The organism is Ignavibacteriales bacterium, assembly GCA_026390575.1.
Classification (GTDB): Bacteria; Bacteroidota; Ignavibacteria; order UBA10030; family UBA10030; genus Fen-1298.
This window is the reverse complement of sequence record JAPLFR010000006.1, coordinates 136,226-159,997: the sequence shown is the minus strand read 5'-3', so window position 1 is coordinate 159,997 and position 23,772 is coordinate 136,226. Positions and strand designations below refer to the sequence as shown.

Sequence of the window (23,772 nt, the reverse complement as noted above, 5' to 3'; positions counted from 1 at the left end):
GAGACTAATGGCATTTCAAATTTTGGGTATCGGATGGCTCAGTTGGATCACATTCCTGCCGATCATCGGCATGGGTATTGTCCTGCTGATTCCCAAGGAAGCACGCAGCGCAATGAAGTGGACTGCGGTTGGTGTCACGTTCCTGCAAGTCGTGCTTGCTGTGATGATTTATGTAAACTTCAACTACAATCTCGGCGGCATCAATTCACAGGAAGGGATGCAGTTCGTTGAGAAAGCAAAATGGATTGATATTAAAAGCGTGTCGTGGTTCGGGCGTGTACAGATCGAATACTTTCTTGGAGTCGATGGCATAAGTGTGCCGATGGTAATTCTCACGGCGCTTATTAGTTTCATTGCGGTATTCGCATCGTGGAAGATTGACAAAGCCCTCAAAGGTTATATGGCAATGCTGTTGCTCCTCGACACAGGGATGATGGGCGTATTTGTCGCGCTCGATTTTTTCCTGTTCTATGTATTCTGGGAACTCATGCTTCTCCCGATGTACTTTCTCATTGGTGTCTGGGGCGGACCGCGGCGCGAATATGCCGCTATCAAATTCTTCCTGTATACACTTGCAGGCAGCGTGTTGATGCTCCTGGCGATGATCGCGCTCTACTTCAGCGTAACAATCATTGATCCGGCATCGGGCGAAAAACTGCATACATTCAATTTGCTGGCAATGATGAATCCAGCAAACTTTGAGCCGAACTCGCTGCTTGCCGGCTTCGGAACGGGGATGCGTTCACTTGCTTATTTAGCGCTCTTCATAGGTTTTGCAATCAAAGTACCAATCTTTCCGTTTCATACGTGGCTTCCGGATGCCCACGTTGAAGCGCCAACGGCAATCAGCGTCATTCTTGCCGGCGTTCTTTTAAAGATGGGCGCATATGGACTCATCCGAATTAGTTTCCCGATATTTCCAGAGCTGGCACAAAAATATGCTTTTTGGCTGGCAATTCTTGCATTCATCAACATTGTCTATGGCGCTTTATGTGCGATGGCTCAGACAGATTTTAAAAAACTTATTGCGTATTCCAGCGTGAGCCATATGGGAATTGTTCTGCTTGGCATGTCGGCTCTGAATACGCAGGGTATGATGGGCGCAGTATTTCAGATGTTTAATCATGGTACCATTACAGCAATGCTCTTCCTTATTGTCGGCGTGATTTACGACCGCGCACATACACGCGATCTCAATGCATTTGGCGGTTTGGCATTAACAATGCCGAAGTATACAGGCATTATGACGGTTGCATTTTTTGCAGCACTTGGGTTACCCGGCTTAAGCGGATTTGTTTCGGAAGCGTTCTCTTTCCTTGGTGCATTCCAAGTGGATAAGTTACGCATCGTCACGATGGCATCAACGCTGGGTATTGTTCTTACTGCGGCGTATATGCTGTGGACGTTACAGCGGGTGTTTCTCGGAACAGCGAGTGAGAAATGGAGTGCAATGCCGGATGTCGACGGGCGGGAAATATTTATGCTCGTGCCGCTGGCAATCATTATTCTTGTGCTCGGCATCTATCCGTCGTTTATGCTGAACGTCATGACGTCATCAGTGAATCATCTGGTCGAAGTCGTAGCAAAAGGCGGCGCTGCTGTTGCACTGATTCCATAAATAGTAAATTGCAAATTGAGAATTTCCGTCAAAGACGGATACGCCCGCCTGCCAAAGTGCAACGGCGGGCAGGCCTCTGGCGCAGATAAATAAAGAAGAAAAAATAATATGTTCGTTCAACAGGTATTACAAAATCTGACACACTTCTTGCCGGAGACGGTCTTAGCGGTTACATTTTGCATCGCAATATTCGCTGGGTTAATTTTCCGAAAAAATCCCAAGGTTGTTGGATGGATTTCATGTATTGGTGTGATGACAGCAATGTTCTTTGTTATCAACCAGTCGGGTACATCTGAAGAAATCTTCTCCGGTATGATAGCGGTGGATCCATTTGCCGTGTTTTTTAAATTACTTACGGCACTCTGCGCGTTATTCATTATTCTATTCTCGGCTTACTCGATTGAAGTACAGACAACGATGAAGCGCATGGCGGAGTATTACGCATTGCTCTTAACCATGACACTTGGAATGTTCTTGATGGCAGGCGCAGCAAATTTGCTGATGATGGTCTTGGCAATGGAATTGACAAGTTACTCGTCCTACATTCTTGCGGGATATACGAAGGAAGCATCGGATTCGAGCGAAGCGTCATTGAAGTACATCATTTACGGAGCGGTCTCATCCGGTGTGATGCTTTATGGTGTCTCGATTCTCTTCGGCTTGTCCGGCGCAATGAATTATAGTGGAATCAACCACGCGTTGACGTTGAATGCTCCAAATCATTTTGCGCTGCTTCTTGCAACGATCTTTATTGTTGTCGGTTTCGGTTATAAGATTTCCGCAGTGCCGTTTCATTTCTGGACTCCAGATGTCTATGAAGGTGCGCCTATTACCATTACAGCTTTTCTTTCCGTTGCATCAAAGGCGGCTGGTTTTGCAATGATGATGCGGTTCTTCAAAATTATCTTCATCGATACAGCAATTCTTGCGTTGCCATCCGGTGTGTGGACGCCGCTCTATAATTTTGAATGGAACAAGTTACTTGTCATTCTTTCCGTGCTTACCATGACGCTTGGTAATCTTGTTGCTGTTTGGCAGGATAATCTGAAGCGTCTGCTCGCGTATTCCAGCATTGCACATGCCGGTTATATGCTGATGGGCGTAGTTCTTCTCAGCGATAAAGGCATTACTGCTGTCCTCATTTATTTCGTTATGTACCTGTTTATGAATCTCGGTGCATTCTATGTGGTTATGCTCGTTGCGTATAAAACGGGAAGTGAAGACATCAGCGCTTACAAAGGACTTGGTTATCGTTCCCCGATTATCGGTGTGTCAATGGCTCTCTTCCTTGTTTCGCTCACCGGATTGCCGCCGACTGCCGGCTTTGTGGGAAAATTTTATCTTTTTGTCGCAGTTCTGGATGCAAGATGGGTTTGGCTTGCAGTTGTTGGCGCTGTTAATAGTGTCATCTCACTGTATTATTACGCGCGCGTGCTTCGTTATATGTTTCTCCGAGATCCGGATGATCAATCAGGACATCTCCATATTCTTCGGATAGAAGCATTGATACTACTAGCACTTGCTATTCCGACGCTTCTCTTTGGGCTATATTTTACGCCAATCGTGGATTTAGCAAATGCATCAATTCAGATGTTTGGCCTGCATTAAACTTAGATGGACATCTGAACAGCATTCCCCGTCAGTACTTTGTGTCAATACTTTGTGATGACGATATTTGTTTGTCAATGGAGAAATCCTTAGATTAAACACAATTTATTGCCAATAATCGGCGACTATTTCTAATCTAAAACTTACGTACATCATTGGAACAACAGACACTCAATATTCTTCTTGCCGACGACGATGAATTTTTTGCCAGCATTGTTGCCAATCAACTTCAAGACGAATTTAAATATAAAGTAACAATTGCGCGGAATGGACGCGAGGCAAAAGAACTGATTGCCACGGGAGGCAGCAATCATTTTGATATGGTATTGACAGATTACTCCATGCCCGAGATGAACGGCATTGATCTGCTGAAATGGATTCAAGACCATAACGGGGAAACACCAGTGGTTATGTTGACAGCAGCCGGTTCGGACGTTATTGCTGTTGAAGCGATGAAATTAGGCGCTTATGATTATGTCCGGAAGGAACAACTCGATCTTCAGCATCTTGGTATTGTGATTACTGCAACACATGAACGGCATCAGTTTCGTATCGCGAAATCAATGGAAGAAGAACGGGCGCGTGAAATTGGATTAAATAATCTTGCTACGGATAAAGTGCGCGATGTGCTCAATGCCCTCACACCAACATTAAACTCTGCTCTTGCGAACATCAATGGAGATATTGAAACACGCGGTGAAGAACTCTGCAAACAATTACCAGCACCACAGCGTGAGCAAGTTCACAATTTATTGCAGCAGATTCAGAGTTCTGCCGTGCTGCTGGAAACCTCCATTCGGGGATTGTTAGGATTGTATCGAATGTTGTACGCTCATCATGCCGAAGCTCAAGAACTTGATCGATTGAAACGGGAGATAGAAGCGAAGACAACATCCGTCTGATGTATCACATTAGAAAAATCCCTTCAGCCTGCCGAGTGGTTGTACAATATTTCACAAACACAGGGTCTCATACTCATGGGAGTATTCGAACGAAATTTATTTAGCTTCCCATCTTATTTTTCACGCGAGCATATATCAATCGAATGCCGTCCAGCACAAGTGTTGGTTCTATGTGCTGAATGATGCGTGTCTGTTCTGCAATCAATGTTGAAAACCCGCCTGTTGCGATCACGATTGCTTTCTTCGACCGATGTTCGCGGAGTTTTTTTTGAATTCGGTTCACTATTCCCGTCATTGCATCCAATGCACCCAAGAGAATTCCGGCTTGCATACTGTTCAGTGTATTCGTGCCGATGACAGTTTCAGGAAAATGCAGTTTTGTACCGACGAGTTGTGGCAACTTTGCAGTCCGCTTATGCAAAGAAATTGCCGATGTTTCTATCCCTGGAGCAATAACACCGCCGAGAAAATCGCCGTTTGATGCAATAACATCGTACGTGGTAGCTGTTCCGAAATCAATAATGATAAGCGGTCCGCCATAGTTAGAATAACCGGCAAATGCATTGCAAATTCTATCGGCACCGAGAGACTTTGGGTTATCGTAATGTATGGTGATTCCGAGATTCAATTCTGCACTTACAATCATCGGTTCTTGACGGAAATAATTTTTCGCCATCGCGGCATAGACATTGGTCAGACGGGGAACAACAGACGAAATGCCGATACCTTTGATCTCCCTTTTATTGATACCAGCTTCAAGAAGTAATGAATGAACTTGTGCGAAGATTTCATCCCTTGTCTGTTGCACTGTGCTCGTCAGCCGACAATCGGCAATGAGCGTATCTTTCTTGTATATTCCTATGACAGTACTGGTGTTGCCAATATCAATTGCTATAAACATGTCAATTTTCCTTCCTGAGATTACCACTCATTGATGGTACGCACAATATATTCTTCATGAATGGATGATACTGATCTTCACCGGGTAAACCGCACATTAAGTTAAGTCATACTGAGTTGTAATTCAAATCCTGACAACGCTATGGATGATAAAGGAAGTGGAACGAAAAAGTGGATGCAGGGTCGTAATATACGGCCCGGTATACTTTCGAAGGGCAATTTCGGGAAGGTCCGAATTCGCAGACGCTGCAGGATGTCCGCATGGAAAAAGAAAACCCTACCAGCTCCTTTACTGCTTGCAAGCCTATTTTGGGGAAAAGTACACAACGGACAATGAAGTAAAAGATGGATCAAATTGCCGACGAAGTGAGGCAGGGAAGAGTGCTGAACAACGAACCATCCTATTGGAATTATTGAGCACATCGAGTGTATACTAAATTCAATTTGGGGAAAAGCACTTGACTTTCAGAAAGTGTATCGATAACTTAAGTCAAGCTATTGTAAAAAATCCACTAATCCTTTCGTCATTGTTTGGAGGCTTTATGAGTCTCAATAAAATTGGTGTTTGTAATTCTGGTTTGAGAAATACTTGGTTTATCCTTCTCACTCTTATCGCATTTTTGTTGATCGGCTGCGGAGGAAGCGAAGAAGCTACGAATGAAACACAGAATCCGCAAGACACCGTAAAACCGCTCGGTACAGTTGAGCAAGAACAGCCTGCAGAAGTTAAGCCGATGGATCAAGCTCTTACGAACTTTATTGGTGCCGATACTGAAAAAGTGGTTGAGTCGCCGAAACCTTCGATTGCATCGCGGTCTCAACTTTCACAATACGAAAAACAAATTGAAGATTTACGCACAGAGAATACAAGTTTGAAACAAAAGATTGGAAAACTTGAGCAGGAAAATAGGGGAATGAATGCACGCATGAGTGAAGCGGAAGCCCAATCGACGGCTGAAAAATTACGTGCAGATAAGGCAGAGGAATTGGCAAAGAATACTTCTCGAACGCCGCAAGTGGCGGAAGAAAAACCCGTATCAGAAAAGTCTGCTCCTGTTTCGGGTTCTACCTACGATGCTGCAATGAAAGCATTTAACGTACACAAATATGATGATGCTGCAAAAGGATTCAGTGCTATTGTCACGAGCGGTACGAATAGTGAACTTACAAACCGTGCTGAATATTGGTTAGGTGAATCCTATTTTGCGAAGAAAAAATATAAAGAGGCATTGCCCCTATTCCAGGATGTTCTCAAGTATAAGAATTCAGAAAAGAAAGCCGATGCTCAGTTCATGATTGGACAGACCTATGAACGACTTGGCAACAAAGCAAAAGCGAAAGAGGCGTACGAAAAAGTTGTGAAGAACTATCCTATGAGTAAGAATGTGAAACGTGCGAAAGCGCGCTGGGCAAAATTATAACCATAATTAGTAATGATTGTGATTGTTGGTACACCCTGATAAATTATCATCAGGGTGTTTTTAATTCTTTCACTTCCGCTTTCATCTTACTACATCTAAAATTTTGCAGATCAATCAGTTCCTTTTCTATCCACATGAGTTTGATTGTCTGCACACGCCTTGGTATATTGCCATCGCGATAAGATTCAGCCATGTCAAAAACCCTCACAAAATATGTTTGCCAGTCATGTGGATATGTTTCGCCGCGATGGATTGGTAAATGTCCCAACTGTTCAGAGTGGAATTCATTTGTTGAAGAAGCCGCCACACCTGTGAAAGCATCGCGTAAGATGGGCATTGCCTCAAAGATCGAACCGGTTTCTTTTGATCAAATTGAGAAGGAAGATGTTCCGCGCATTCAGACCACATTGAATGAATTTGACCGCGTGCTTGGCGGCGGACTTGTTCCTGGCTCACTCATTTTACTCGGCGGTGATCCCGGTATCGGTAAATCCACACTCATGATGCAGATGGCGATCGCACTAAAAGATCAGCTCGTGCTGTACGTAACGGGTGAAGAGTCGGTGCGGCAGATCAAGCTACGCGCTGAACGCCTCAATGTGAGCTCAGCAAAAAATATTTTACTTCTTGCGGAAACCAACCTTGATTTAATTCTTGATGTGATTGATGCCGGTACTCCTGATTTAATAATTGTGGATTCGATTCAAACGATGTACCGACCGGGCATGGAAAGCGCACCGGGCAGTGTAAGTCAAGTGCGGGAATCCGCCGCTCTGCTGCTGCGTGTTGCTAAAACTCGAGGTATTCCTATCTTCGTTGTCGGGCACGTTACAAAAGACGGCATGATTGCCGGGCCGAAAGTCATTGAACATATGGTTGATACGGTTCTGCAATTTGAGGGCGAAGCGCATTATGCCTATCGCATTCTGAGAGCGCTCAAGAATCGATTTGGCTCAACAAACGAGATTGGTATCTTCGAGATGCACGATACCGGATTATGCGAAGTTCTCAATCCCTCGGAAATATTTCTTTCTGAACGTCACTATGGCACATCTGGTTCAACCGTCGTAGCGAGCATTGAGGGTTCACGCCCGATTCTCGTTGAAGTGCAGGCGTTAGTGACGCCGACGAACTATGGTATGCCGCAGCGCACGAGTACGGGTTTTGACTATCGGCGTCTCGCCCTTTTACTCGCAGTTCTAGAGAAGCGTGTTGGCCTTAATCTTGGACAGCAAGATGTGTTTGTGAATGTGGCAGGTGGTATTCGCATAGATGAACCGGCTGTAGATTTAGGAATTGCAGTATCTATCACATCGAGCTTGCGTGATATTCCCGTTGATTCATCGTCAGTAGCAGTTGGCGAAATAGGTTTGGGCGGAGAGATTCGAACTATAGGACAAATTGAAAAGCGCGTGCATGAAGCTTCAAAACTTGGATTCAAACGGATCATTGTTCCTCAGCATAATCTGAAAACCTTTAAACCAAATAGCGATATTGAGATTATTGGTGTTGATCGTATTGAACAAGCGATTGAAGCGTTGCTGGAATAATACAAGGTGAAGATGTAAAAGGAATATGGTAGAAAGTAGAAGGCACAGACAGAGAAAGGAAGAAGCTTCTTTCTCTTCACATAGTGAATCGCAGAGTATAACAAATTTCTCGTTTCCAATTCCACATTCCAAATGACCCAACTTATTCTCGCTACACGCAATATTCATAAAGCACGTGAATTAAAGACACTGCTCAGCAATCTCGATGTTGACGTGCTCACGCTGAACGATATTTCAGATGAAATAGTTTTAAGGGAAGACGGCGATACGTTCGAAGCGAATGCGATCCAAAAAGCCCGGATTGTACACGCTCGCACAAAACTACTATCACTCGCTGATGACTCCGGTCTGGAAGTGTTCTACCTTCAAGGCCGCCCCGGAGTGTTCTCTGCTCGTTATGCCGGTGGAGAAGCAACTGATGAGATGAACAACCGAAAGCTGCTGGAAGAAATGCGCGGTGTAGCGCCGCGCCGGCGGCGTGCACAATTTCGTTCAGTGCTTGCACTTATCGGTGCTGGAATGGAAGAAGTGACTGAGGGAATTTGCCCTGGCTCGCTCGGTGAAGCACCGCGGGGAACAAATGGTTTTGGATACGATCCAATTTTTATCCCGGACGGTTTCGACAAAACATACGCAGAACTCACAGCCAAAGAAAAGAACCTCATCAGCCATCGTGCACGGTCGTTTGCGAAGATGACAAAAGTGATACAATCACATTGACCTGCCGCCCGCAACGGATAAATCGAGTGCTTTCTTGACTAAGTGATCGATTCTTGTTATTATCTATGCGATTATTGCAATCCACGTACAAAGGCAACTTGAATGTCCACACAGGATGAACGAATTCGCAATCTTCAATCTACGGTGCTTTTTCATGGCTTATCGAGCAATGAACTAGCACACCTGCTGAATGATTTTAAACAAGAGCATTACCCGGGAGGGACCATTCTCTTTGATGCGAATTCATCCGGCAATAAAGTTTTTATTATTGAAAATGGAATGATCCGAATTTCCCGCGTGACCTCATTTGGTGAAGAGACAACGCTGGATATTTTAAAAAGCGGAGAAATTGTCGGTGAACTTGCCTCGCTCGACGGTCTATCGCGTTCGGCACGCGCAACGTGCATTGAAGATTCAATTCTTCTCTCGCTTGAGAAATCCGAGTTTGAGTTATTGCTGCTCGCGAATCATAGGGTTGCATTCAATCTTCTCAGAGAGCTCAGTGCCCGCATTCGTAAAGCAGACGATAATATCGTGAGGCGGCTGGAAGAACAGCGTAAAGCGATTGAACTTCGCTTCGACAAGCTTCAAAGACTTATGGAGGCAAGCAAGATCATAAACTCTACACTTGATCTTGATGAATTGCTTGAATTGATTCTCAACGCTGCTACGAAGAGTGTCAAAGCAGACCGTGGTACGCTCTATCTTGTCGATGACATTAAAAAAGAGATATGGTCAAAGATCCTGCAGGGCAGTGATATGGCAGAAATTCGAATGCCGATTGGAAAAGGTTTTTCAGGTTATGTTGCAGAAACAGGAGAAACAATTTTAATTCCCGATGCGTATGCTGATCCTCGGTTTAATCCTGAAACAGATAAACAAAGCGGATATCGTACACGTAATATGCTTTGCATGCCGATGAAAAACAAGGACAGAAAGATCATCGGTGTGTTCCAACTCTTGAATAAAGATCAAGGATCTTTTAATAACGATGATGTTTCTTTCATCGATGCGCTTTCTGCTCATGCGTCCGTCGCGATTGAGAATGCGCGTTTGGCGCAGGAAATGGTTGCAAATGAACGCCTGTCTGCAGTCGGAAAGATGGCAAGCGTTATTATTCATGACATCAAGAACCCGATGGGCACACTGCGCGTGTATGCACAGGTCATGAAGAAGAAATCCGGCAATGAAGAAGCGAACAAACTTGCCGATGAAATGATTCATCAAGTGGACCGCTTCGTAAATATGACGCAGGAAATTTTAGATTTCACGCGCGGTGTCAGTGCATCGAATTTCCAAGAACTCGAATTCTTCGATGTGATGAATGGCGTGTTGGATTTCATTGAGAAAGATTTGGAGAAGAACAATATTAAGCTGAAGAAGTTTGCGCAATTTAAAGGAATAGTAAATATTGATCAAGATAAAATGGTGCGCGTGTTTTACAACATCGCCAGCAATGCACGGGATGCTATGCCGCAGGGCGGTACGTTAATCGTCACAACAATCGATGAGAACGGCTATGTGCGCATTGATTTCACGGATACGGGAACCGGCATGCCGGAAGAAGTGAAGAAACGTATTTTTGAACCATTCATGACATATGGCAAGAAGCATGGAACGGGTCTCGGCATGTCCATTGTTAAAAAAGTGATAGATGATCACCAAGGCAGGATTGAAATCAATAGCGTGATGGGAAAGGGAACAACCATCACTATGTATCTCCCCTTTAAAAAATCTTAAAGAAGGTTTTAGTATCAATTTTTCACAATTCAGCGCCAAGTGCGCTGTTTTTTTTATCAGTCTCATTCAGGAATATTTATTACGAATTCCGCATTGAAATAAGAATTCCCTCGTTTACACGGGCATAGAATGCATGGCATAAAATATTCTTACCTCAAAAGTACCGGTTCGACCCCGGCCCATCGTTCCTTGTTGTATTCAACTTTACACTTTTCATTATTTTAGCAATCAGATGGTTTGGATAAACATCCATTGATGGAAATGCAAAAATTGTTTGGAGGGGAAAAAAGAACCCTTTTCAAGATCCCGGTGTATTGGATGAAAACCTTGAAAAGGGAACGAGGTCGAAGAAGGAGCTATTATCCGCCAAGCCCTAACAAGAGCATCATCCCGATGATGAGCAGCCAGGCGGCAAATGAAATAATCATCGGCAATGCGAGACCCTTGCCGCTCCACTTTTGGAGACCGATCCCAATAACGATCGTCTGCCAGATGCTGAAGAAATTTACCATCGCCAATGCTTTATGTGTAGAGTTTGTAATATCAAAGGATTGGTAAAAGAAAATAACAGCATTGGGTTGTGCAAAAATAGAATTCAATCCAATCATCATCAGCATTTGTATAAAAATACCAAGTACGCCGATCCATGTTGCAATGCCGCTCAGTTCGAGGATCTTTTCATATCCTGCAGGCAACTTCAAAATAGTTTTGCTTCCCAACCACAGAAGCAATGCAGACAGGAAAAAAACGAGGGAAAATATGATGGTCACTGCAACAAGTTGGATAGCTAAAACAATTCCTGCTCCTTTTTCCATCCCCTCCATCGTGCGATCCAGTTGTTCTTGTGTCATTTTCCCTTCTGTAACGCGTTGCTCCAAAGTAGTGCGCGTTGCATCGAGCCGTTGAGATTTTAAATTTTGATTTGAGAATCCGACTACCATCATGACAAGGACAGCTGCGATGGAAACAATCAGGGGCAAAATCCAGAGCGATGGCTTCGATTCAGTTGTATGCAGATTCGTAAATACCTCGGCAGGTGCGGCAAAGACATTAACAAGTGCATCTCCTATCGATGGTGCGGGCGGCAATGGTTGTTGGTCTTCCATAGTTACTCCATTGGATTGTTATGAGATAATGACATAGTGGATTAACAAGATGATACTAAATATTTTTGAGAAAGCAAATCTCTCTTTCATGGATCGAAAGAGCGGCCTAGAAATCAGAATTGATAGAAACGGCTATTATGCATTGTACAGCTGTTTCGCGGTGGAAGAGGGAATAACGGGGCAACTCCTTCTATGGACGCACGAACTGCAGCCAGTCTCTTCCATCGGAACAGATGCAAAACAGCGCGGACAACGCGCAATGAACGGATTAGTGATTTCCATCCGGCATTGCGGACAATTGCGAACTTCGAGCTTTTGTTGTTGTTCACGTGTAGTAGGCATACTCTAAAATTTCAAATATCAAATTGCAAATGGCACACAAATTCAATTATGAAAATGATTTGGATTTCGATAGTTATGATTTGTTTGTCATTTGAATATGGGTGTGTGCGATTTCACTATATGAGTATTTGTGAAACAATCCCGCCAATGACGAATGCACCAACCCACGTACTGAACCAAATAATGAGTGCCTCTTTCACGCCGCGCTCTTTCAGCATTACCATCAACGATGCAACGCAAGGAACGAAAAGTGTAATCGTGACGAGCGCAACGACCACTTGATGCGGCGTCAGGGCCAAAGCGTATAAACCTGCAGCGCCAAAATCGCGCCGGACTAATCCCATGACAAAAGCAGTTGCTGCTTCGCGCGGAAGCTGAAGCCATCCGGTCACAAGCGGCGCTAGCAAGTTTTGCCAGACAACGAGCAATCCGGTTACCTGCATAATGCCGACGACAAGTGCGCCGGCAAAGAACCATGGCGTTGCTTCTTTCATAAATCCGTATGAACGAAAGGTTGTTTTCCGAACGATATTATCAAGTCTCGGTATTCGCATCGGAGGAAGATCAATGAGCAGTGGACTTGATTCTCCCGGCAGCGTATGATGTAAAATGGTACCAATTGCAACGAACACAGCTAGAATGGTTACGGAATAAATAATCATCGCACCAAATCCAGCTCCTGCTAATAACGCTGCAACAACTGCAATCTGAGCTGAGCACGGAATTGCAAATTGCAGAATCGTTGTCGCAATAGTTTTCTCCCGTTCACTGCCAAGCAAGCGCGTCGTGATGGTAGCCATCGTGACACAACCGAAGCCGAGAATAATTGGAATGATTGCGCTTCCATTCAGACCGATTGCATTGAGACTTCTGTCCACCAGCGTCGCTAAGCGCGGTAGATAGCCACTGTCTTCCATAATCGAAAGTGCAAGATAGAACGCGACAACGAGAGGAAGAAGGAGGAACAAAAGATATGTCACTGTCATTGAAATGACACCGAACTCACCCACGAGTAATGTGCCAAGCCACGAGGTCAGTGGAATGAAATGCGATATAACACTGCGGATCCATGGCTCCCAAATTTCATTGCCAAGATGTTTTTCTGTGATGTTGACGAGATCGACGGCGACAAGTTTTCCCACAAAAAGATAAATAATGTAGAGCGCCACGAGCAGCATCGGAATACCTGTCCAGATATTCACTGCCCAGCGGCCAAGCAGCGTGGAAATAAGCGCGCGCGTTTTTGTTTCTGAAAACACAGAGCTTACAATGAGATTGACCCGATTGCGCCGCTCGATGTACAAATCTTCTCTCTCGTTTCCTGTAGGTACTCCATGCGTGTGTGCGATGGATTCGTCGCCTTCGAGGATAAGCAGGGCTTCTGCTTCCGAGCCGACTTCTATCAGCATCGCGTGCAGCTTTGTATGAAGCGCCGGATCGATTCTGCCGCGACGTGCTTCAACAATTGCAGTTTCTAACCTGTCGAATCCGGTTTTGCGCACAGCGGATGTCTGAAATACAGGCACACCAAGCGATAAAGATAATTGTGCTGTGTCAATGACGATGCCTTGCCTTTCCAGTTCATCGTTAAAGTTTAAAATGACGGACACACGCTTGCCCATGTCAATCAGTTGCTGCGTGAGGAAGAGATCGCGCTCGATATGCACAGAATCTACAACATTAAGAACCGCGTCTGCCTCAAGGACAACATCCCGTGTGACATTTTCTTCCGCGCTGAATGCTGAAATTCCGTACACACCCGGTGTATCGTAAATATCGTACTTGCCAAATTGTCCTTTGGAAAACTCAACTGTCGTACCGGGATAATTCGAGACATCGACATACAGTCCCGAAAGAAAATTGAAAATGACAGATTTGCCAACGTTCGGATTTCCAACCAGCGCAACTTTCAGGTGCGGCGTTTCAGCAACGAGAGGAACGGCAGCAGGATGTTTGTGATGATCTATGTGCTCAGGCATGGTTCTTCTTCGCTGTCCCTTCAATGCCTTCATGAGCTGCGTATGCAACAAAGATCGTTTTTGCCAATGTCATCCCAATGGCAACTTCCCGCCGGTTTTTTTCGATCACCATCGTTCCACCCGGCAATCGTTCGAGACATCGGATAAATTCACCTTTTAAAATTCCCAGCCGGATAAGTTGGCTTTTTCCTTTTCCTTCCGGCACTTCCACGATCAACACGCGGCTGCCTTTGGGAATGGTGTGAAGCGGTATTTTCATTTTCATAGTGATCTCAAACCAATCTTTAATAAATGTGCGGAGTATTTCATAAATTTAAAATATACATCTTACATCTGCTAAACAATCCCCATTTATGGGGATGCCAGTGTCAGGCTTCTCAACATGCCTAAAAAACAAAATTTGTTGGGATTCTACTTTAAAAGAGAGTGTAAAACTAATTGATGTTCTTAGACGAGATAAGGCCGTTGAGTAGGGCGTAGATTGTTAGACCGGCGACGGTTTTAATTTGAAGCTTGCGTGTAATGTTTTTTCTATGCGAGATGACGGTATGGAGAGAAATGGAAAGCTGATCGGCGATCTCTTTGTTTAAAAATCCGCAAGCGACAAGTTGAAGCACTTCAATCTCTCGGGAAGAAAGTCCTTCCAATTTCTGAATACCGTGTTTACTGCTCAATGGCGACAATTCAAATGTGTGTTTAGTGAAGGGTGAAGAACCGGAATCTTGTATCGGTATTTGAGACGATGCTTGCAGCATACTGCTTCCAGCCGTTCTGCGCGAATGTTCTTTTGGATAGAACAATTCATCCTCCATATCTGCTACCAGCGGTAAAAGAATTTTATTTTCGATGCGAGTATGATCTTGAATATCTTTTTCTAGACGAAACAACTCAAAGATCACTTCATGGTATAATGCCTGCATAGAATCACCGCGCACGTACTTAATAAGGATGTTTTTCAGATCGAATAATTTTTCGTCTACATCGCTGTGTTCTTCTTCGTACACATGCATCGAATATTGTGTGAGAGTTCGTTTCTCCTTGTTTGAGACACGCGGTGCTTGATACATCTTATACACCTTTTTGATGTAAGGGAAGGTGACTCGTTCTTCGCGTTTTAGATGAACCAGAAGTTCCCGTCTATATTCTATAAAAAACTTTTTTATTAAGCCTAAATTCTTTTTGTCCGCAGGACGATGACGGATGAGATCATTGATGAGTTTCTCGATGAGAGGTACTTGTGTCTTTATATAGTATGAATGTGCCTTTTCGAGATAATTGATAATCATCAGAACATTGAATGTTTGAAGTTTTCTTTCTGGGAAGTATTCTTCATGACTGAAAGCATTAATAATGGCGAGAAAGAATTCGATATCAACACGGCATTTTTTACACACTTCATAAACCGTCTTTTCACCAAACCCAAATGGAATACCAAAACGGCCTATAACAGGCATCAATAGATAATTGCTGTGGACCACGTCCGCCATTTTCATATTTGCAGTGAGAAGCTTCATCTTAAAGAGTGCTTTCGGATATTCTTATGTTTAGTGTACTATTGGAAACGATATTAAGTTCGCTTATCTTTTATCCATATTTTGTAATCATAAACATTATACGAAGGAATTTGGTTGCATGAAAATTGACTTGATGCGAAAAGTTGTACTTGTGAGCGGCGGTTCACGTGGCATCGGTGCGGCAATTGTCAAAGTGTGTGCGGATGCCGGGGCAGATATTGCGTTCACATATATCGCCGACAAGAAAAGTGCTAAGCAAGTAGAAACAGCTGTGAAGAAATTTGGACGAAGATGCTTGGTGCTGAAGACGTCCGTCAGTAGTAAGACACAAGTGCACAATGCGGTACGGAAAACTGTGCGTGAGTTTGGACGCATTGATATTCTAGTGAACAATGCCGGCATCTGGAAATACGGCGCCATAGGCAAGATGACCGAGCAGCAGTGGGATGAAATGCTCGACATCAATTTAAAGGGGATGTTCTTATTCGCCAACGAAGTGGTGCCTGTGATGAAGAAACAGGGAAGCGGGAAAATTATCAACATTGCAAGCACGGCAGGCCAGCGCGGCGAGGCGTTCCATTCTCATTATGCAGCATCAAAAGGCGGAATGATTGCTTTCACAAAATCTATTGCAGTGGAATTAGCGCCTCATAATGTTATCGTGAATTGTGTTTCTCCGGGATGGGTCGCGACCGATATGACAGCAAGAGAATTGCGCGATCCGAATATCGGCGAAGAAATACGGAGAATCATTCCGCGCGGTCACGTGGCAACGGCAGAAGAGATTGCCGGATCTGTTCTTTTCCTCGCGTCGGAACTCTCAAATCATCTTGTCGGTTCTATAGTTAGCGTTAACGGCGGAGCCGTTATGTCGAATTGAGCATCTCATAAATGAGTGAGATATTCTCCCGACTCTCTAACATTGACATATGAAAGGAAAAGTAAATGAAATCCCACGAGTTGACAATACAAGGTATGAGCTGCGGTCATTGTGTCATGCACGTAAAACAAGCGCTCGATGCAATTGATGGATTGGAAGTTGAAGACGTGCAGATCGGCAAAGCACGCGTTTGGTATGAAGATGAAAAAGTCGCCAAAGTTCTCACCGACAAGGTAGAAGAGGCCGGATACAAAGTTGTTTCAATACAGTGACTGAACCTCTTCGTCATATAGAAACACTGATATTGCCAGTGGAAGGGATGACGTGCGCCAGCTGTGTAGCCCGGGTTGAGAAAACATTAAAGAAGGTAGACGGCGTCGAAATCGCCAATGTCAATCTTGCAACGGAAGCAGTGGCACTTTCTTATGATCCGGCAAAGACGTCTCTCGACGTATTAGCAAAAGCAGTTGAAGGCGCGGGATACAAATTAGATATACCTGAGAAAACTCCCGAAATTTCTCATAGCTTTGACCAGCGGCAATTTTCCGGAGTTTCTCATCAGGAAAAATCCTACCACCAACTCAAGCGCGAATTTCTCTTCAGTCTCATACTTGCCATTCCGATCATGCTGATCAATATGTTGAGCATGACCGCCTGGTTTATGTTCCACATTCCTTTGTCGATGGATGAGGTCAACAAATTGCTGCTTGTTCTCACGACGCCAGTAATGATTGTATCGGGTAAACGTTTTTTTAAACCGGCTTGGAAATTAGCTCAGCATTTTGCAGCGGATATGAATACACTAGTTGCGGTTGGAACAGGAGCGGCGTTTTTTTACAGCGCCGCTGTCGTCCTTTTTCCGCAATGGTTTCCAGTCGGCACGAATCTCTATGATGTTTATTTTGATTCTGCGGCCGTTATTATTACGCTCATTTTGATGGGGAGGATGCTCGAAGCTCGTGCAAAACATAAAGCGTCCGATTCCATAAAATTATTATTGGGACTTCAGCCAAAAACCGCTCGGATCATTAAAGACAAAAAAGAAATTGAAATTCCAATTGCTGATGTCATTGTCGGCGATATAATAATAGTACGCCCTGGTGAGCGTATTCCGGTGGATGGCGTAATCCTCAAGGGAAATTCCTCCGTCGATGAGTCTATGGTAAGCGGAGAAAGCATTCCCGTTGAAAAGACTATCGGCGATAAAGTTATCGGCGGTACGATAAACCGAAATGGAAGTTTTGAATTCCGCGCCTCTGCTGTCGGTGCGGATACGGTTGTTGCGCACATTGCGAAACTAGTCGAAGAAGCGCAAGGGTCCAAAGCTCCCATCCAGCATCTTGCTGATAAAATTGCATCGATCTTTGTGCCGGTTGTGATGGTGATTGCTCTTGCGGCATTTGGTATTTGGTATTTCGTACTTAGCGCTGGTTTTGCTGCCGCTCTGATGAATGCAATTGCTGTTCTCGTCATTGCTTGTCCGTGCGCACTCGGACTTGCGACACCAACGGCGATTATGGTTGGTACCGGCAGAGGAGCATCCCTCGGTGTGCTGATAAAAAACGCAGAAAGTCTCGAGCGGGCGCATAAAATAAATACGATTGTGTTTGATAAAACCGGCACAATAACTTCGGGTACGCCATCTGTGACAGATATTGAGAGCTACAATGGTAACGATGAAGAGACAGTCCTTCGTTTGGCGGCTTCGCTGGAAAAGAAGTCTGAACACCCGCTGGGTGAGGCTGTTGTACGAGAAGCAGCAAAACGTTCTCTAATTTTGGACGAAGTAGATTCGTTTCAGTCTCACACCGGATTCGGTGTAAAGGGAACTGTGAACGGACGGAAAGCGTCTGTCGGCAGCGAGAAGATGCTGCAGGATGCATCGATAGATACTGCGCTTGCATCAGGCGCAATCCTCCGATTCTCAGAGCAGGGCAAGACGTTAATTTTAGTTGCAGCCGATGGAAAACTCGCTGGCATTATCGCCGTTGCAGATACACTTCGTCCGGCATCGAACCAAACTGCGGCGGAATTGAAAGAAATGGGATTCGAACTCGTACTGCTCACGGGCGACAACTCCCGCACAGCGCATGCGATTGCTGCACAAGCCGGTATCGAGAAAGTATTTGCCGAAGTTTTACCGCAGGAAAAAGCTGCGAAGATACAAGAACTTCAATCGAAAGGGAAAATCGTTGCAATGGTCGGCGACGGCATGAACGATGCGCCGTCACTGGCGCAGGCGGATGTAGGCATTGCCGTAGGTACCGGCACGGATATCGCAATGGAAACGGCGGATATCACGCTGATGAAATCCGATCTAAGAGGAGTTCTTCGCGCGATTCGTCTTTCCCGGCAGACCATGCGCACGATCAAGCAGAATCTGTTCTGGGCATTTATCTATAATAGTATCGGAATTCCTTTGGCGGCGATGGGTTTGCTCAATCCAATGTTTGCCGCCGGAGCAATGGCATTGAGTTCCGTAAGTGTAGTGACAAACTCGCTGAGGTTACGAGGGGTGAGGCTGTAGATTGATCTAATCTTTTATTTTCTGCATTCGTCCTGCTACGAGCAGCCTGCCCGCCCGCCAGACATAAGTCGGGCTGGCCATCTTTTTGGCGGGGACTCTACAGAACCACGGTTTTGAGCTCCCTAAGTGTAGTGACAAACTCGCTGAGGCTACGAAGAGTGAAACTGTCCGTTGGTCAGATTATTTTTGTGAGTATTGAATCCCTGGATATTGTCTAGATATCGAAAATTATGTTCCTTAAGGACGTTTAAACATGGAATATTTAAAATAATATTTAAGGATGATTCCGAGGTAAACAAAGCCGAATAAATATCCCCCTATCACATCCGTGGCCCAATGGGCGCCAAGATAAATCCGGGAGATTGAGACGGTGATGATGAGGAAGGCAGAAAGAAAGCCGATAAAAATTTTCCAAAATAAAGAAATATTTTTGTCCACGATCATCACCGTTAAGAGAAAACCAAAAAATACGACATAATGAACAACATGCCCGCTGGGGAAACTCGATTGGTTGAAACTTAAGAATATTTTAGCGTTTTCTAATGTTGGCCGGGGGCGATGGATGAATATCTTGATCAACATATTGAAGAGATCGGGGAGAATGACCGCGAGAGTAAAGTACGCCTCCCGCCGGCGATAAGCGAGAAAGAAAAAAAATGAAGCAATGACGATCGAAACAGGCGCAACGACAGCATCGCCAAAAACACTGACGAATTTCATCGGAAGTGTAATATCCCATGCCCTTTGTTCCTGAATTTCTTGGGTCATATGGAGGTCAAAGTGGGATATTGGATGATTCTCTACAAAAATAATCAATCCAATAATGCTCACTACCACTAAGGCATAAAAAACCAACAGACGTTTATTCAATGACGTTGCTCTTTTCTTTGGGAACCAAAACCTTAATCGCTCCCGGAATGATCTTGATATGCAGAGGCATTTTTTCTATTACCTCGCCGTCACATTGAATGGTTTGCTGGGGGGTCGAGGAAACACCGATCTCTTTGCCATGCCAATGTTTCACTAATTTCAAATTGTGCGGACGTTCCCGTTTCAGTAAAGTGACTACTATATGCTTCAACAGACTAAAATTCACTTTTCGCAAGACAACAACATCCAGGAATCCATCGCTGATATCTATATGCTTATCCAAAGAGATTTTAGTAAACCCGAGATTCCCTACATTCGCAATAATACAGGTGAAACCTTTAAGTTTATATTCTTGTCCATCGATTTTCAGATGGTAGACGACTTTTTTAGTTATCTTTAATGCCGCGACCGCCGATAGAAAATAGGCGAGTATGCCAAACTTATTTTTAGACTTACGATCCGCACCCTTAACCAAATCCGCTCCAAAACCAAGGCTTATCGCTGTAAGAAAATAACGCGTATCGAACTGTCCCACATCAATGGTTTTTATCTCTAAATGGCCGTGGCCGAGGAGCGTGCAGACTTCTTTAAAATCTTTGGGTATGCCAAGTCCTGTGGCGGTGACATTTGCGGACCCACCGGGCAGAATAATCAAAGGAATTTCCGATCCAATCAGGCCGCTGATTGCTTCCATGAGTGTGCCGTCTCCGCCGTACACAGCGAGAGCATCGACTCCTTCTTTGACGGCAGCCTTTGCAAACTTAATCCCATCGCCTGCCTCGTGGGTAATGAATGCTTCCCACGTAATGCCGGCTTCTTTCATGGAAGCATTGATAAAAGGCAGGATAGCTTCTTCTTCTCCGGCGGCGGGATTAATAATGATGTGGATATTTTTTATTTTTTTTTCCATGACAATTCTTTTTTCCGCCAATATTTTTCAAACGCTTTGATTTGTCTATGGATATACCACCTTCTTGGATCAGCTACCGTGCGGGCAGTGGTCAATAAGTCGATGGCCTGTTCGCCGGTATGTCCCATACTGATAAGAATGGCGGCGGCCATAGCAACGCTTCGACGTTTGCCTTGCATGCAAAAAACTAAAACCTTTCCTTTGTTTTGAATAATAGGCATGGCTGCCTCAACCCCCGCCAGCAATTTCTTGATTGTGATGGGTGTAAAAAATGTATCGTACGTTTTGATCCATAGGGTTTTAAAGGGAGGAAGAGTATAGATTTCGTCGGGCGGCATTTGTCCGATCATGGAAATAATCAGATTAAAATTGAGCACCTTCAGTTCATCGGCATGTTCTTTCCCGACTTTCGAGCCCACGAATAAATAATCGGTCACTTTGGATATATCTATCATTTTGGTAGCTACCTAGCGCACTTTTTCATAGAGACATGGTTTCGGTCATGAACGTTGAACTCCATGCGGAGTTTTCCTTCCCTGCCTTGATTCTTGTTACAAGCGTGAGACTCCTTCGGAGTCTATCCAATGATACAATTCATCTAAATAATCCCGTTAGGGATTAAATGTTTATAGATTTTAGTAATAAAAAGAATTTAGAACTCCAGAGGAGTTCCACATTTATTTTGACTTTAATTACAAACTTGAGACTCCTTCGGAGTTTTTCCGAAAACCCATGTTTCCTACCAATCCCGTAGGCCTGCCTGTCGCAGGCAGGGATTATACGTTTATAATTCTGTAAAAAATTAATTCAGAACTCCATCGGAGTTCCACTAGCGGGAGTTCGATGAAAACCATGACAACAGTACATCACCTTCAGGCGGCCGAAATGTGCTAAGCAGCAGATTCTTTTTTATCTGCCGCTTTCTTCTATTCTTTTGCAGGAATGTGTCTTTGCAGAGTCTGCCGATCTCAATTATTGCTATGGACCGACCGAACCTTCATAGATCCATGCTTGCACACTCACTCGAATGAGGGTCAATGCTGTTGTTGTTTTACCCAGTTATCGTGCTGGGGATGATCTTTGATTTCCCAGTATTTGGGATCTTTGCTGTCTCGAATTACCGGCTGATTCCTATTACCTCTGTACGTCCCATATTTGGCCTGATGGATCTCGTGGTTCTCATACGGAGCACTTCCATTGATGACAACTTTATATGAATGGTATGGATCATATCCGCTGTACGTATTAGGCAGCATTGCGCTGTGTCTCCATGTTGATCCGTCTCTATAGATATATTGATGTTCGGAGACAGAGTAATAGGAGTCTATTTCAGGAATGTAATAGTATTCAGCGTAGTCATACCCTTCAGGTCCCCAAACAGGCTGATCGTAGATATTCACACCGACTCTTCCACTCATAGTACTAGGGAACATGCAGTTGAGGGAGGAAACTGCTATGCCAGCGAAGACCAGAGCACAAAGCAGGAACATGAGCTTCGATTGTTTCATAGTGATCGTCCTTTCATGGCGATTAGTGAACGTATGCCATTCCGCGAACCTTTCAACTCTTATTCGGATTGGAAGAGACGACCGGAATGACGGGATAATGCCGGATCATTGTCCGATGGCTATTATTCCTCATAAAGGGTACCAAAGAAATTTACAAAGTGTAATAGAGCAAAGGGATGATAATGGGATTAAGCCTTTTGTGAGCGGAATGCAATCGTAGCGTCCGATTTATCCGCCGTGATTCATCTTGTGGCGGACACGTTGTCAGACATTTACAGGATTAGCGTGATTTCATTTCGTCCTGCTGCGAGCAGTTTACCCGCCAGTTGCTAGGCGGGGACTCTACCAAGCAATAGCGTTGAGTTCCGTAACTGTGGTGACGAACTCGCTGAGGTTAAGAGGAGTGAGAATCTAGAATTTCTTTAGATTGTTATGTTCTCTCAAGCAGCATATCAATCTCGCTCATTTGTTTCTTAGTAAGCGGACCGAACTGCATAGCTCCGACATTTTCTTTTACTTGTGCAACTGTTCGAAAACCCGGTATCGGGAGGGTCTTTTCACTGAATGCCCAAAGCCAAGCTAGAGCACCCTGTGCTACCGTGCGTCCTTCACTCGTCAGTATTTCGCGAATAGTATTTCGTTTTCTCACCCATTCAGGGTTTGGCTTTCCATCTTTAAAATATTTCATCCACTCCGGACTTTTTATTCCACGCACATCATCGATAGAAGGTTTTGTTTCTATCGTATATTTATCGGTTAAGAGTCCCATTGCCAGCGGGCCGCGATTCAGAGCCGCTAAATTATATTTTTCACACAGAGCAATAACCGCCGGGTTTACATCCAGAACATTCAGCTGCAATTGAATGGCCGCACATTTTGGCCCTTGCGCAAATACTTCTGCACTCTTGAGAAAGTCAGTGCTCCAACCATATGCGCGGATTTTTCCCTCCATCACCAGTGCTTCGAGCGTCTCACGTACTGGTTCTGCCTTCTCGGCTGGAAAGCCGTTATCATGAAACTGATACAGATCGATGTAGTCTGTGTTCAGACGTCGCAAAGATTCGTTGCATGCGGTGCAGATACCGGCGGGGGATGAATCGCTTCCTGTTACCTGACGAGTGGTTTCGTTGAAAACAGAGTTGAACTTTGTTGCAATGACAACACGCGAACGATTTCCGGCAAGTGCACGCGCCAAAACCTGTTCACTGTGTCCGGCTCCATAGACGTTCGCGGTATCGAAGAGAGTTATGCCCGCATCCAGAGCGGTATGAATTGCACGGATTGACTCCGCGTCATCCACTTCGCCCCAGCCAAGAGGTGTTTCATCCAACCAGAATGGACCGCCAATAGCCCAACAACCAAGTCCCATTGGGCTGACGATGATGCCTGACCTTCCCAATTGACGCACATTAATCTTTGACATACTTTTATCCTTAGTTTTTGTGTTCCAATAATTTCTTCATATCGAATCACCCAACGCATGCAGCGTCGTCGTTATGTGGTATTATAAGCAAATTAACACCGTTGGTAATATTAAATTTCTAAGTGTCAAAGTCAAGGTTGGATTGTTTGACATTTGCTGGTATAGGCAGATGAAGGCATTGCCGTAGCGTCCGACTCGCAGTCGGACATTTATTAGACTGTCACAACAATATTGTATCACACTTCGTGTGATTT

Annotated in this window: 22 protein-coding genes; 11 read left to right on the top strand and 11 right to left on the bottom strand. The window is 44.5% G+C overall.

The features are described from left to right. The first annotated feature begins 7 nt into the window (after positions 1 to 7). From NTX44_04440 to NTX44_04430, 3 genes are all read left to right on the top strand, one after another. The gene (locus NTX44_04440; protein ID MCX6120845.1) at positions 8 to 1,618 is read left to right on the top strand and encodes an NADH-quinone oxidoreductase subunit M; all 1,611 of its coding nucleotides are present in this window, start codon (positions 8 to 10) and stop codon (positions 1,616 to 1,618) included. A gap of 108 nt (positions 1,619 to 1,726) precedes the next feature. Beyond that, positions 1,727 to 3,226 carry an NADH-quinone oxidoreductase subunit N gene (locus NTX44_04435; protein MCX6120844.1) on the top strand — a complete coding sequence of 500 codons (1,500 nt, stop codon included), beginning with the start codon at positions 1,727 to 1,729 and terminating at the stop codon, positions 3,224 to 3,226. 155 nt (positions 3,227 to 3,381) lie between these two features. Then, on the top strand, positions 3,382 to 4,128 hold the full coding sequence (locus tag NTX44_04430; GenBank protein MCX6120843.1) for a response regulator: 747 nt from the start codon (positions 3,382 to 3,384) through the stop codon (positions 4,126 to 4,128). 100 nt (positions 4,129 to 4,228) lie between these two features. Here NTX44_04430 and NTX44_04425 read toward each other — a convergent pair whose 3' ends face one another. Next, on the bottom strand, positions 4,229 to 5,029 hold the full coding sequence (locus NTX44_04425) for a type III pantothenate kinase (GenBank protein ID MCX6120842.1): 801 nt from the start codon (positions 5,027 to 5,029) through the stop codon (positions 4,229 to 4,231). 541 nt (positions 5,030 to 5,570) lie between these two features. Here NTX44_04425 and NTX44_04420 point away from each other — a divergent pair. Beyond that, positions 5,571 to 6,449 carry a tetratricopeptide repeat protein gene (locus NTX44_04420; protein ID MCX6120841.1) on the top strand — a complete coding sequence of 293 codons (879 nt, stop codon included), beginning with the start codon at positions 5,571 to 5,573 and terminating at the stop codon, positions 6,447 to 6,449. A gap of 49 nt (positions 6,450 to 6,498) precedes the next feature. On the opposite strand, the gene NTX44_04415 is transcribed toward NTX44_04420, so the two are convergent. After that, positions 6,499 to 6,642: a hypothetical protein gene (locus NTX44_04415; GenBank protein ID MCX6120840.1), complete on the bottom strand. Its 144-nt coding sequence runs from the start codon at positions 6,640 to 6,642 to the stop codon at positions 6,499 to 6,501. Here NTX44_04415 and radA point away from each other — a divergent pair. From radA to NTX44_04400, 3 genes are all read left to right on the top strand, one after another. Further along, positions 6,641 to 7,999 (top strand): DNA repair protein RadA, encoded by a 1,359-nt coding sequence (gene radA, locus NTX44_04410; GenBank protein ID MCX6120839.1) that lies wholly within the window; start codon positions 6,641 to 6,643, stop codon positions 7,997 to 7,999. The genes NTX44_04415 and radA overlap by 2 nt on opposite strands. A gap of 132 nt (positions 8,000 to 8,131) precedes the next feature. Next, the gene (rdgB, locus tag NTX44_04405) at positions 8,132 to 8,719 is read left to right on the top strand and encodes an RdgB/HAM1 family non-canonical purine NTP pyrophosphatase (protein ID MCX6120838.1); all 588 of its coding nucleotides are present in this window, start codon (positions 8,132 to 8,134) and stop codon (positions 8,717 to 8,719) included. A 102-nt stretch (positions 8,720 to 8,821) separates the two neighbouring features. Continuing rightward, entirely contained in the window at positions 8,822 to 10,459 is a 1,638-nt protein-coding gene (locus tag NTX44_04400; GenBank protein MCX6120837.1) for an ATP-binding protein, read from the top strand. Positions 10,460 to 10,818: 359 nt separating this feature from the next. Here NTX44_04400 and NTX44_04395 read toward each other — a convergent pair whose 3' ends face one another. Further along, the gene (locus NTX44_04395; GenBank protein ID MCX6120836.1) at positions 10,819 to 11,565 is read right to left on the bottom strand and encodes a hypothetical protein; all 747 of its coding nucleotides are present in this window, start codon (positions 11,563 to 11,565) and stop codon (positions 10,819 to 10,821) included. 49 nt (positions 11,566 to 11,614) lie between these two features. Between NTX44_04395 and NTX44_04390 the strand changes: the two genes are divergently transcribed. Next, complete coding sequence (locus NTX44_04390) at positions 11,615 to 11,914, top strand: hypothetical protein (GenBank protein ID MCX6120835.1); 300 nt, start codon at positions 11,615 to 11,617, stop codon at positions 11,912 to 11,914. A gap of 109 nt (positions 11,915 to 12,023) precedes the next feature. Here the strand turns inward: NTX44_04390 and feoB are convergent, their stop codons facing one another. The 3 genes from feoB to NTX44_04375 form a co-directional block, all read right to left on the bottom strand. After that, the gene (gene feoB, locus NTX44_04385; GenBank protein ID MCX6120834.1) at positions 12,024 to 13,886 is read right to left on the bottom strand and encodes a ferrous iron transport protein B; all 1,863 of its coding nucleotides are present in this window, start codon (positions 13,884 to 13,886) and stop codon (positions 12,024 to 12,026) included. Beyond that, positions 13,879 to 14,151, bottom strand: a complete 273-nt coding sequence (locus NTX44_04380; GenBank protein ID MCX6120833.1) for a FeoA family protein — start codon at positions 14,149 to 14,151, stop codon at positions 13,879 to 13,881. Before NTX44_04380 ends, feoB begins: the two co-directional genes overlap by 8 nt. A gap of 169 nt (positions 14,152 to 14,320) precedes the next feature. After that, positions 14,321 to 15,400, bottom strand: a complete 1,080-nt coding sequence (locus tag NTX44_04375; protein MCX6120832.1) for a LuxR C-terminal-related transcriptional regulator — start codon at positions 15,398 to 15,400, stop codon at positions 14,321 to 14,323. A 118-nt stretch (positions 15,401 to 15,518) separates the two neighbouring features. Between NTX44_04375 and NTX44_04370 the strand changes: the two genes are divergently transcribed. The 3 genes from NTX44_04370 (at position 15,519) to NTX44_04360 (ending at position 18,807) form a co-directional block, all read left to right on the top strand. After that, on the top strand, positions 15,519 to 16,280 hold the full coding sequence (locus NTX44_04370) for an SDR family oxidoreductase (protein MCX6120831.1): 762 nt from the start codon (positions 15,519 to 15,521) through the stop codon (positions 16,278 to 16,280). 65 nt (positions 16,281 to 16,345) lie between these two features. Continuing rightward, positions 16,346 to 16,552, top strand: coding sequence for a cation transporter (locus NTX44_04365; GenBank protein ID MCX6120830.1), 207 nt, complete (start codon positions 16,346 to 16,348; stop codon positions 16,550 to 16,552). Continuing rightward, on the top strand, positions 16,549 to 18,807 hold the full coding sequence (locus NTX44_04360) for a heavy metal translocating P-type ATPase (GenBank protein ID MCX6120829.1): 2,259 nt from the start codon (positions 16,549 to 16,551) through the stop codon (positions 18,805 to 18,807). The genes NTX44_04365 and NTX44_04360 overlap by 4 nt, the downstream gene beginning before the upstream one ends. 237 nt (positions 18,808 to 19,044) lie before the next feature. On the opposite strand, the gene NTX44_04355 is transcribed toward NTX44_04360, so the two are convergent. The 5 genes from NTX44_04355 to NTX44_04335 all read right to left on the bottom strand — a co-directional run bounded on the left by NTX44_04355 (position 19,045) and on the right by NTX44_04335 (position 23,518). Next, positions 19,045 to 19,677, bottom strand: a complete 633-nt coding sequence (locus NTX44_04355) for a phosphatase PAP2 family protein (GenBank protein ID MCX6120828.1) — start codon at positions 19,675 to 19,677, stop codon at positions 19,045 to 19,047. Further along, on the bottom strand, positions 19,670 to 20,587 hold the full coding sequence (locus NTX44_04350) for a diacylglycerol kinase family lipid kinase (GenBank protein MCX6120827.1): 918 nt from the start codon (positions 20,585 to 20,587) through the stop codon (positions 19,670 to 19,672). The genes NTX44_04355 and NTX44_04350 overlap by 8 nt, the downstream gene beginning before the upstream one ends. Continuing rightward, complete coding sequence (locus NTX44_04345) at positions 20,572 to 21,042, bottom strand: dual specificity protein phosphatase (protein MCX6120826.1); 471 nt, start codon at positions 21,040 to 21,042, stop codon at positions 20,572 to 20,574. Before NTX44_04345 ends, NTX44_04350 begins: the two co-directional genes overlap by 16 nt. Before the next feature lie 579 nt (positions 21,043 to 21,621). Next, a complete protein-coding gene (locus tag NTX44_04340) occupies positions 21,622 to 22,095 on the bottom strand; it encodes a hypothetical protein (GenBank protein ID MCX6120825.1) in 474 nt (157 codons plus the stop codon). Positions 22,096 to 22,525: 430 nt separating this feature from the next. After that, positions 22,526 to 23,518: an aldo/keto reductase gene (locus NTX44_04335; GenBank protein MCX6120824.1), complete on the bottom strand. Its 993-nt coding sequence runs from the start codon at positions 23,516 to 23,518 to the stop codon at positions 22,526 to 22,528. Positions 23,519 to 23,772 lie beyond the last annotated feature (254 nt).

What these genes read in the sequence shown, in the direction of transcription:
- NTX44_04400 (MCX6120837.1), top strand. Translation starts at nt 8,822, where the DNA reads ATGTCCACACAGGATGAACGAATTCGCAATCTTCAATCTACGGTGCTT.
- NTX44_04350 (MCX6120827.1), bottom strand. Translation starts at nt 20,587, where the DNA reads ATGGAAAAAAAAATAAAAAATATCCACATCATTATTAATCCCGCCGCC.
- feoB (MCX6120834.1), bottom strand. Translation starts at nt 13,886, where the DNA reads ATGCCTGAGCACATAGATCATCACAAACATCCTGCTGCCGTTCCTCTC.
- NTX44_04380 (MCX6120833.1), bottom strand. Translation starts at nt 14,151, where the DNA reads ATGAAAATGAAAATACCGCTTCACACCATTCCCAAAGGCAGCCGCGTG.
- radA (MCX6120839.1), top strand. Translation starts at nt 6,641, where the DNA reads ATGTCAAAAACCCTCACAAAATATGTTTGCCAGTCATGTGGATATGTT.
- NTX44_04425 (MCX6120842.1), bottom strand. Translation starts at nt 5,029, where the DNA reads ATGTTTATAGCAATTGATATTGGCAACACCAGTACTGTCATAGGAATA.
- NTX44_04345 (MCX6120826.1), bottom strand. Translation starts at nt 21,042, where the DNA reads ATGATAGATATATCCAAAGTGACCGATTATTTATTCGTGGGCTCGAAA.
- NTX44_04395 (MCX6120836.1), bottom strand. Translation starts at nt 11,565, where the DNA reads ATGGAAGACCAACAACCATTGCCGCCCGCACCATCGATAGGAGATGCA.
- NTX44_04420 (MCX6120841.1), top strand. Translation starts at nt 5,571, where the DNA reads ATGAGTCTCAATAAAATTGGTGTTTGTAATTCTGGTTTGAGAAATACT.
- NTX44_04340 (MCX6120825.1), bottom strand. Translation starts at nt 22,095, where the DNA reads ATGAAACAATCGAAGCTCATGTTCCTGCTTTGTGCTCTGGTCTTCGCT.
- NTX44_04335 (MCX6120824.1), bottom strand. Translation starts at nt 23,518, where the DNA reads ATGTCAAAGATTAATGTGCGTCAATTGGGAAGGTCAGGCATCATCGTC.
- NTX44_04370 (MCX6120831.1), top strand. Translation starts at nt 15,519, where the DNA reads ATGAAAATTGACTTGATGCGAAAAGTTGTACTTGTGAGCGGCGGTTCA.
- NTX44_04390 (MCX6120835.1), top strand. Translation starts at nt 11,615, where the DNA reads ATGATACTAAATATTTTTGAGAAAGCAAATCTCTCTTTCATGGATCGA.
- NTX44_04435 (MCX6120844.1), top strand. Translation starts at nt 1,727, where the DNA reads ATGTTCGTTCAACAGGTATTACAAAATCTGACACACTTCTTGCCGGAG.
- rdgB (MCX6120838.1), top strand. Translation starts at nt 8,132, where the DNA reads ATGACCCAACTTATTCTCGCTACACGCAATATTCATAAAGCACGTGAA.
- NTX44_04365 (MCX6120830.1), top strand. Translation starts at nt 16,346, where the DNA reads ATGAAATCCCACGAGTTGACAATACAAGGTATGAGCTGCGGTCATTGT.
- NTX44_04440 (MCX6120845.1), top strand. Translation starts at nt 8, where the DNA reads ATGGCATTTCAAATTTTGGGTATCGGATGGCTCAGTTGGATCACATTC.
- NTX44_04375 (MCX6120832.1), bottom strand. Translation starts at nt 15,400, where the DNA reads ATGAAGCTTCTCACTGCAAATATGAAAATGGCGGACGTGGTCCACAGC.
- NTX44_04415 (MCX6120840.1), bottom strand. Translation starts at nt 6,642, where the DNA reads ATGGCTGAATCTTATCGCGATGGCAATATACCAAGGCGTGTGCAGACA.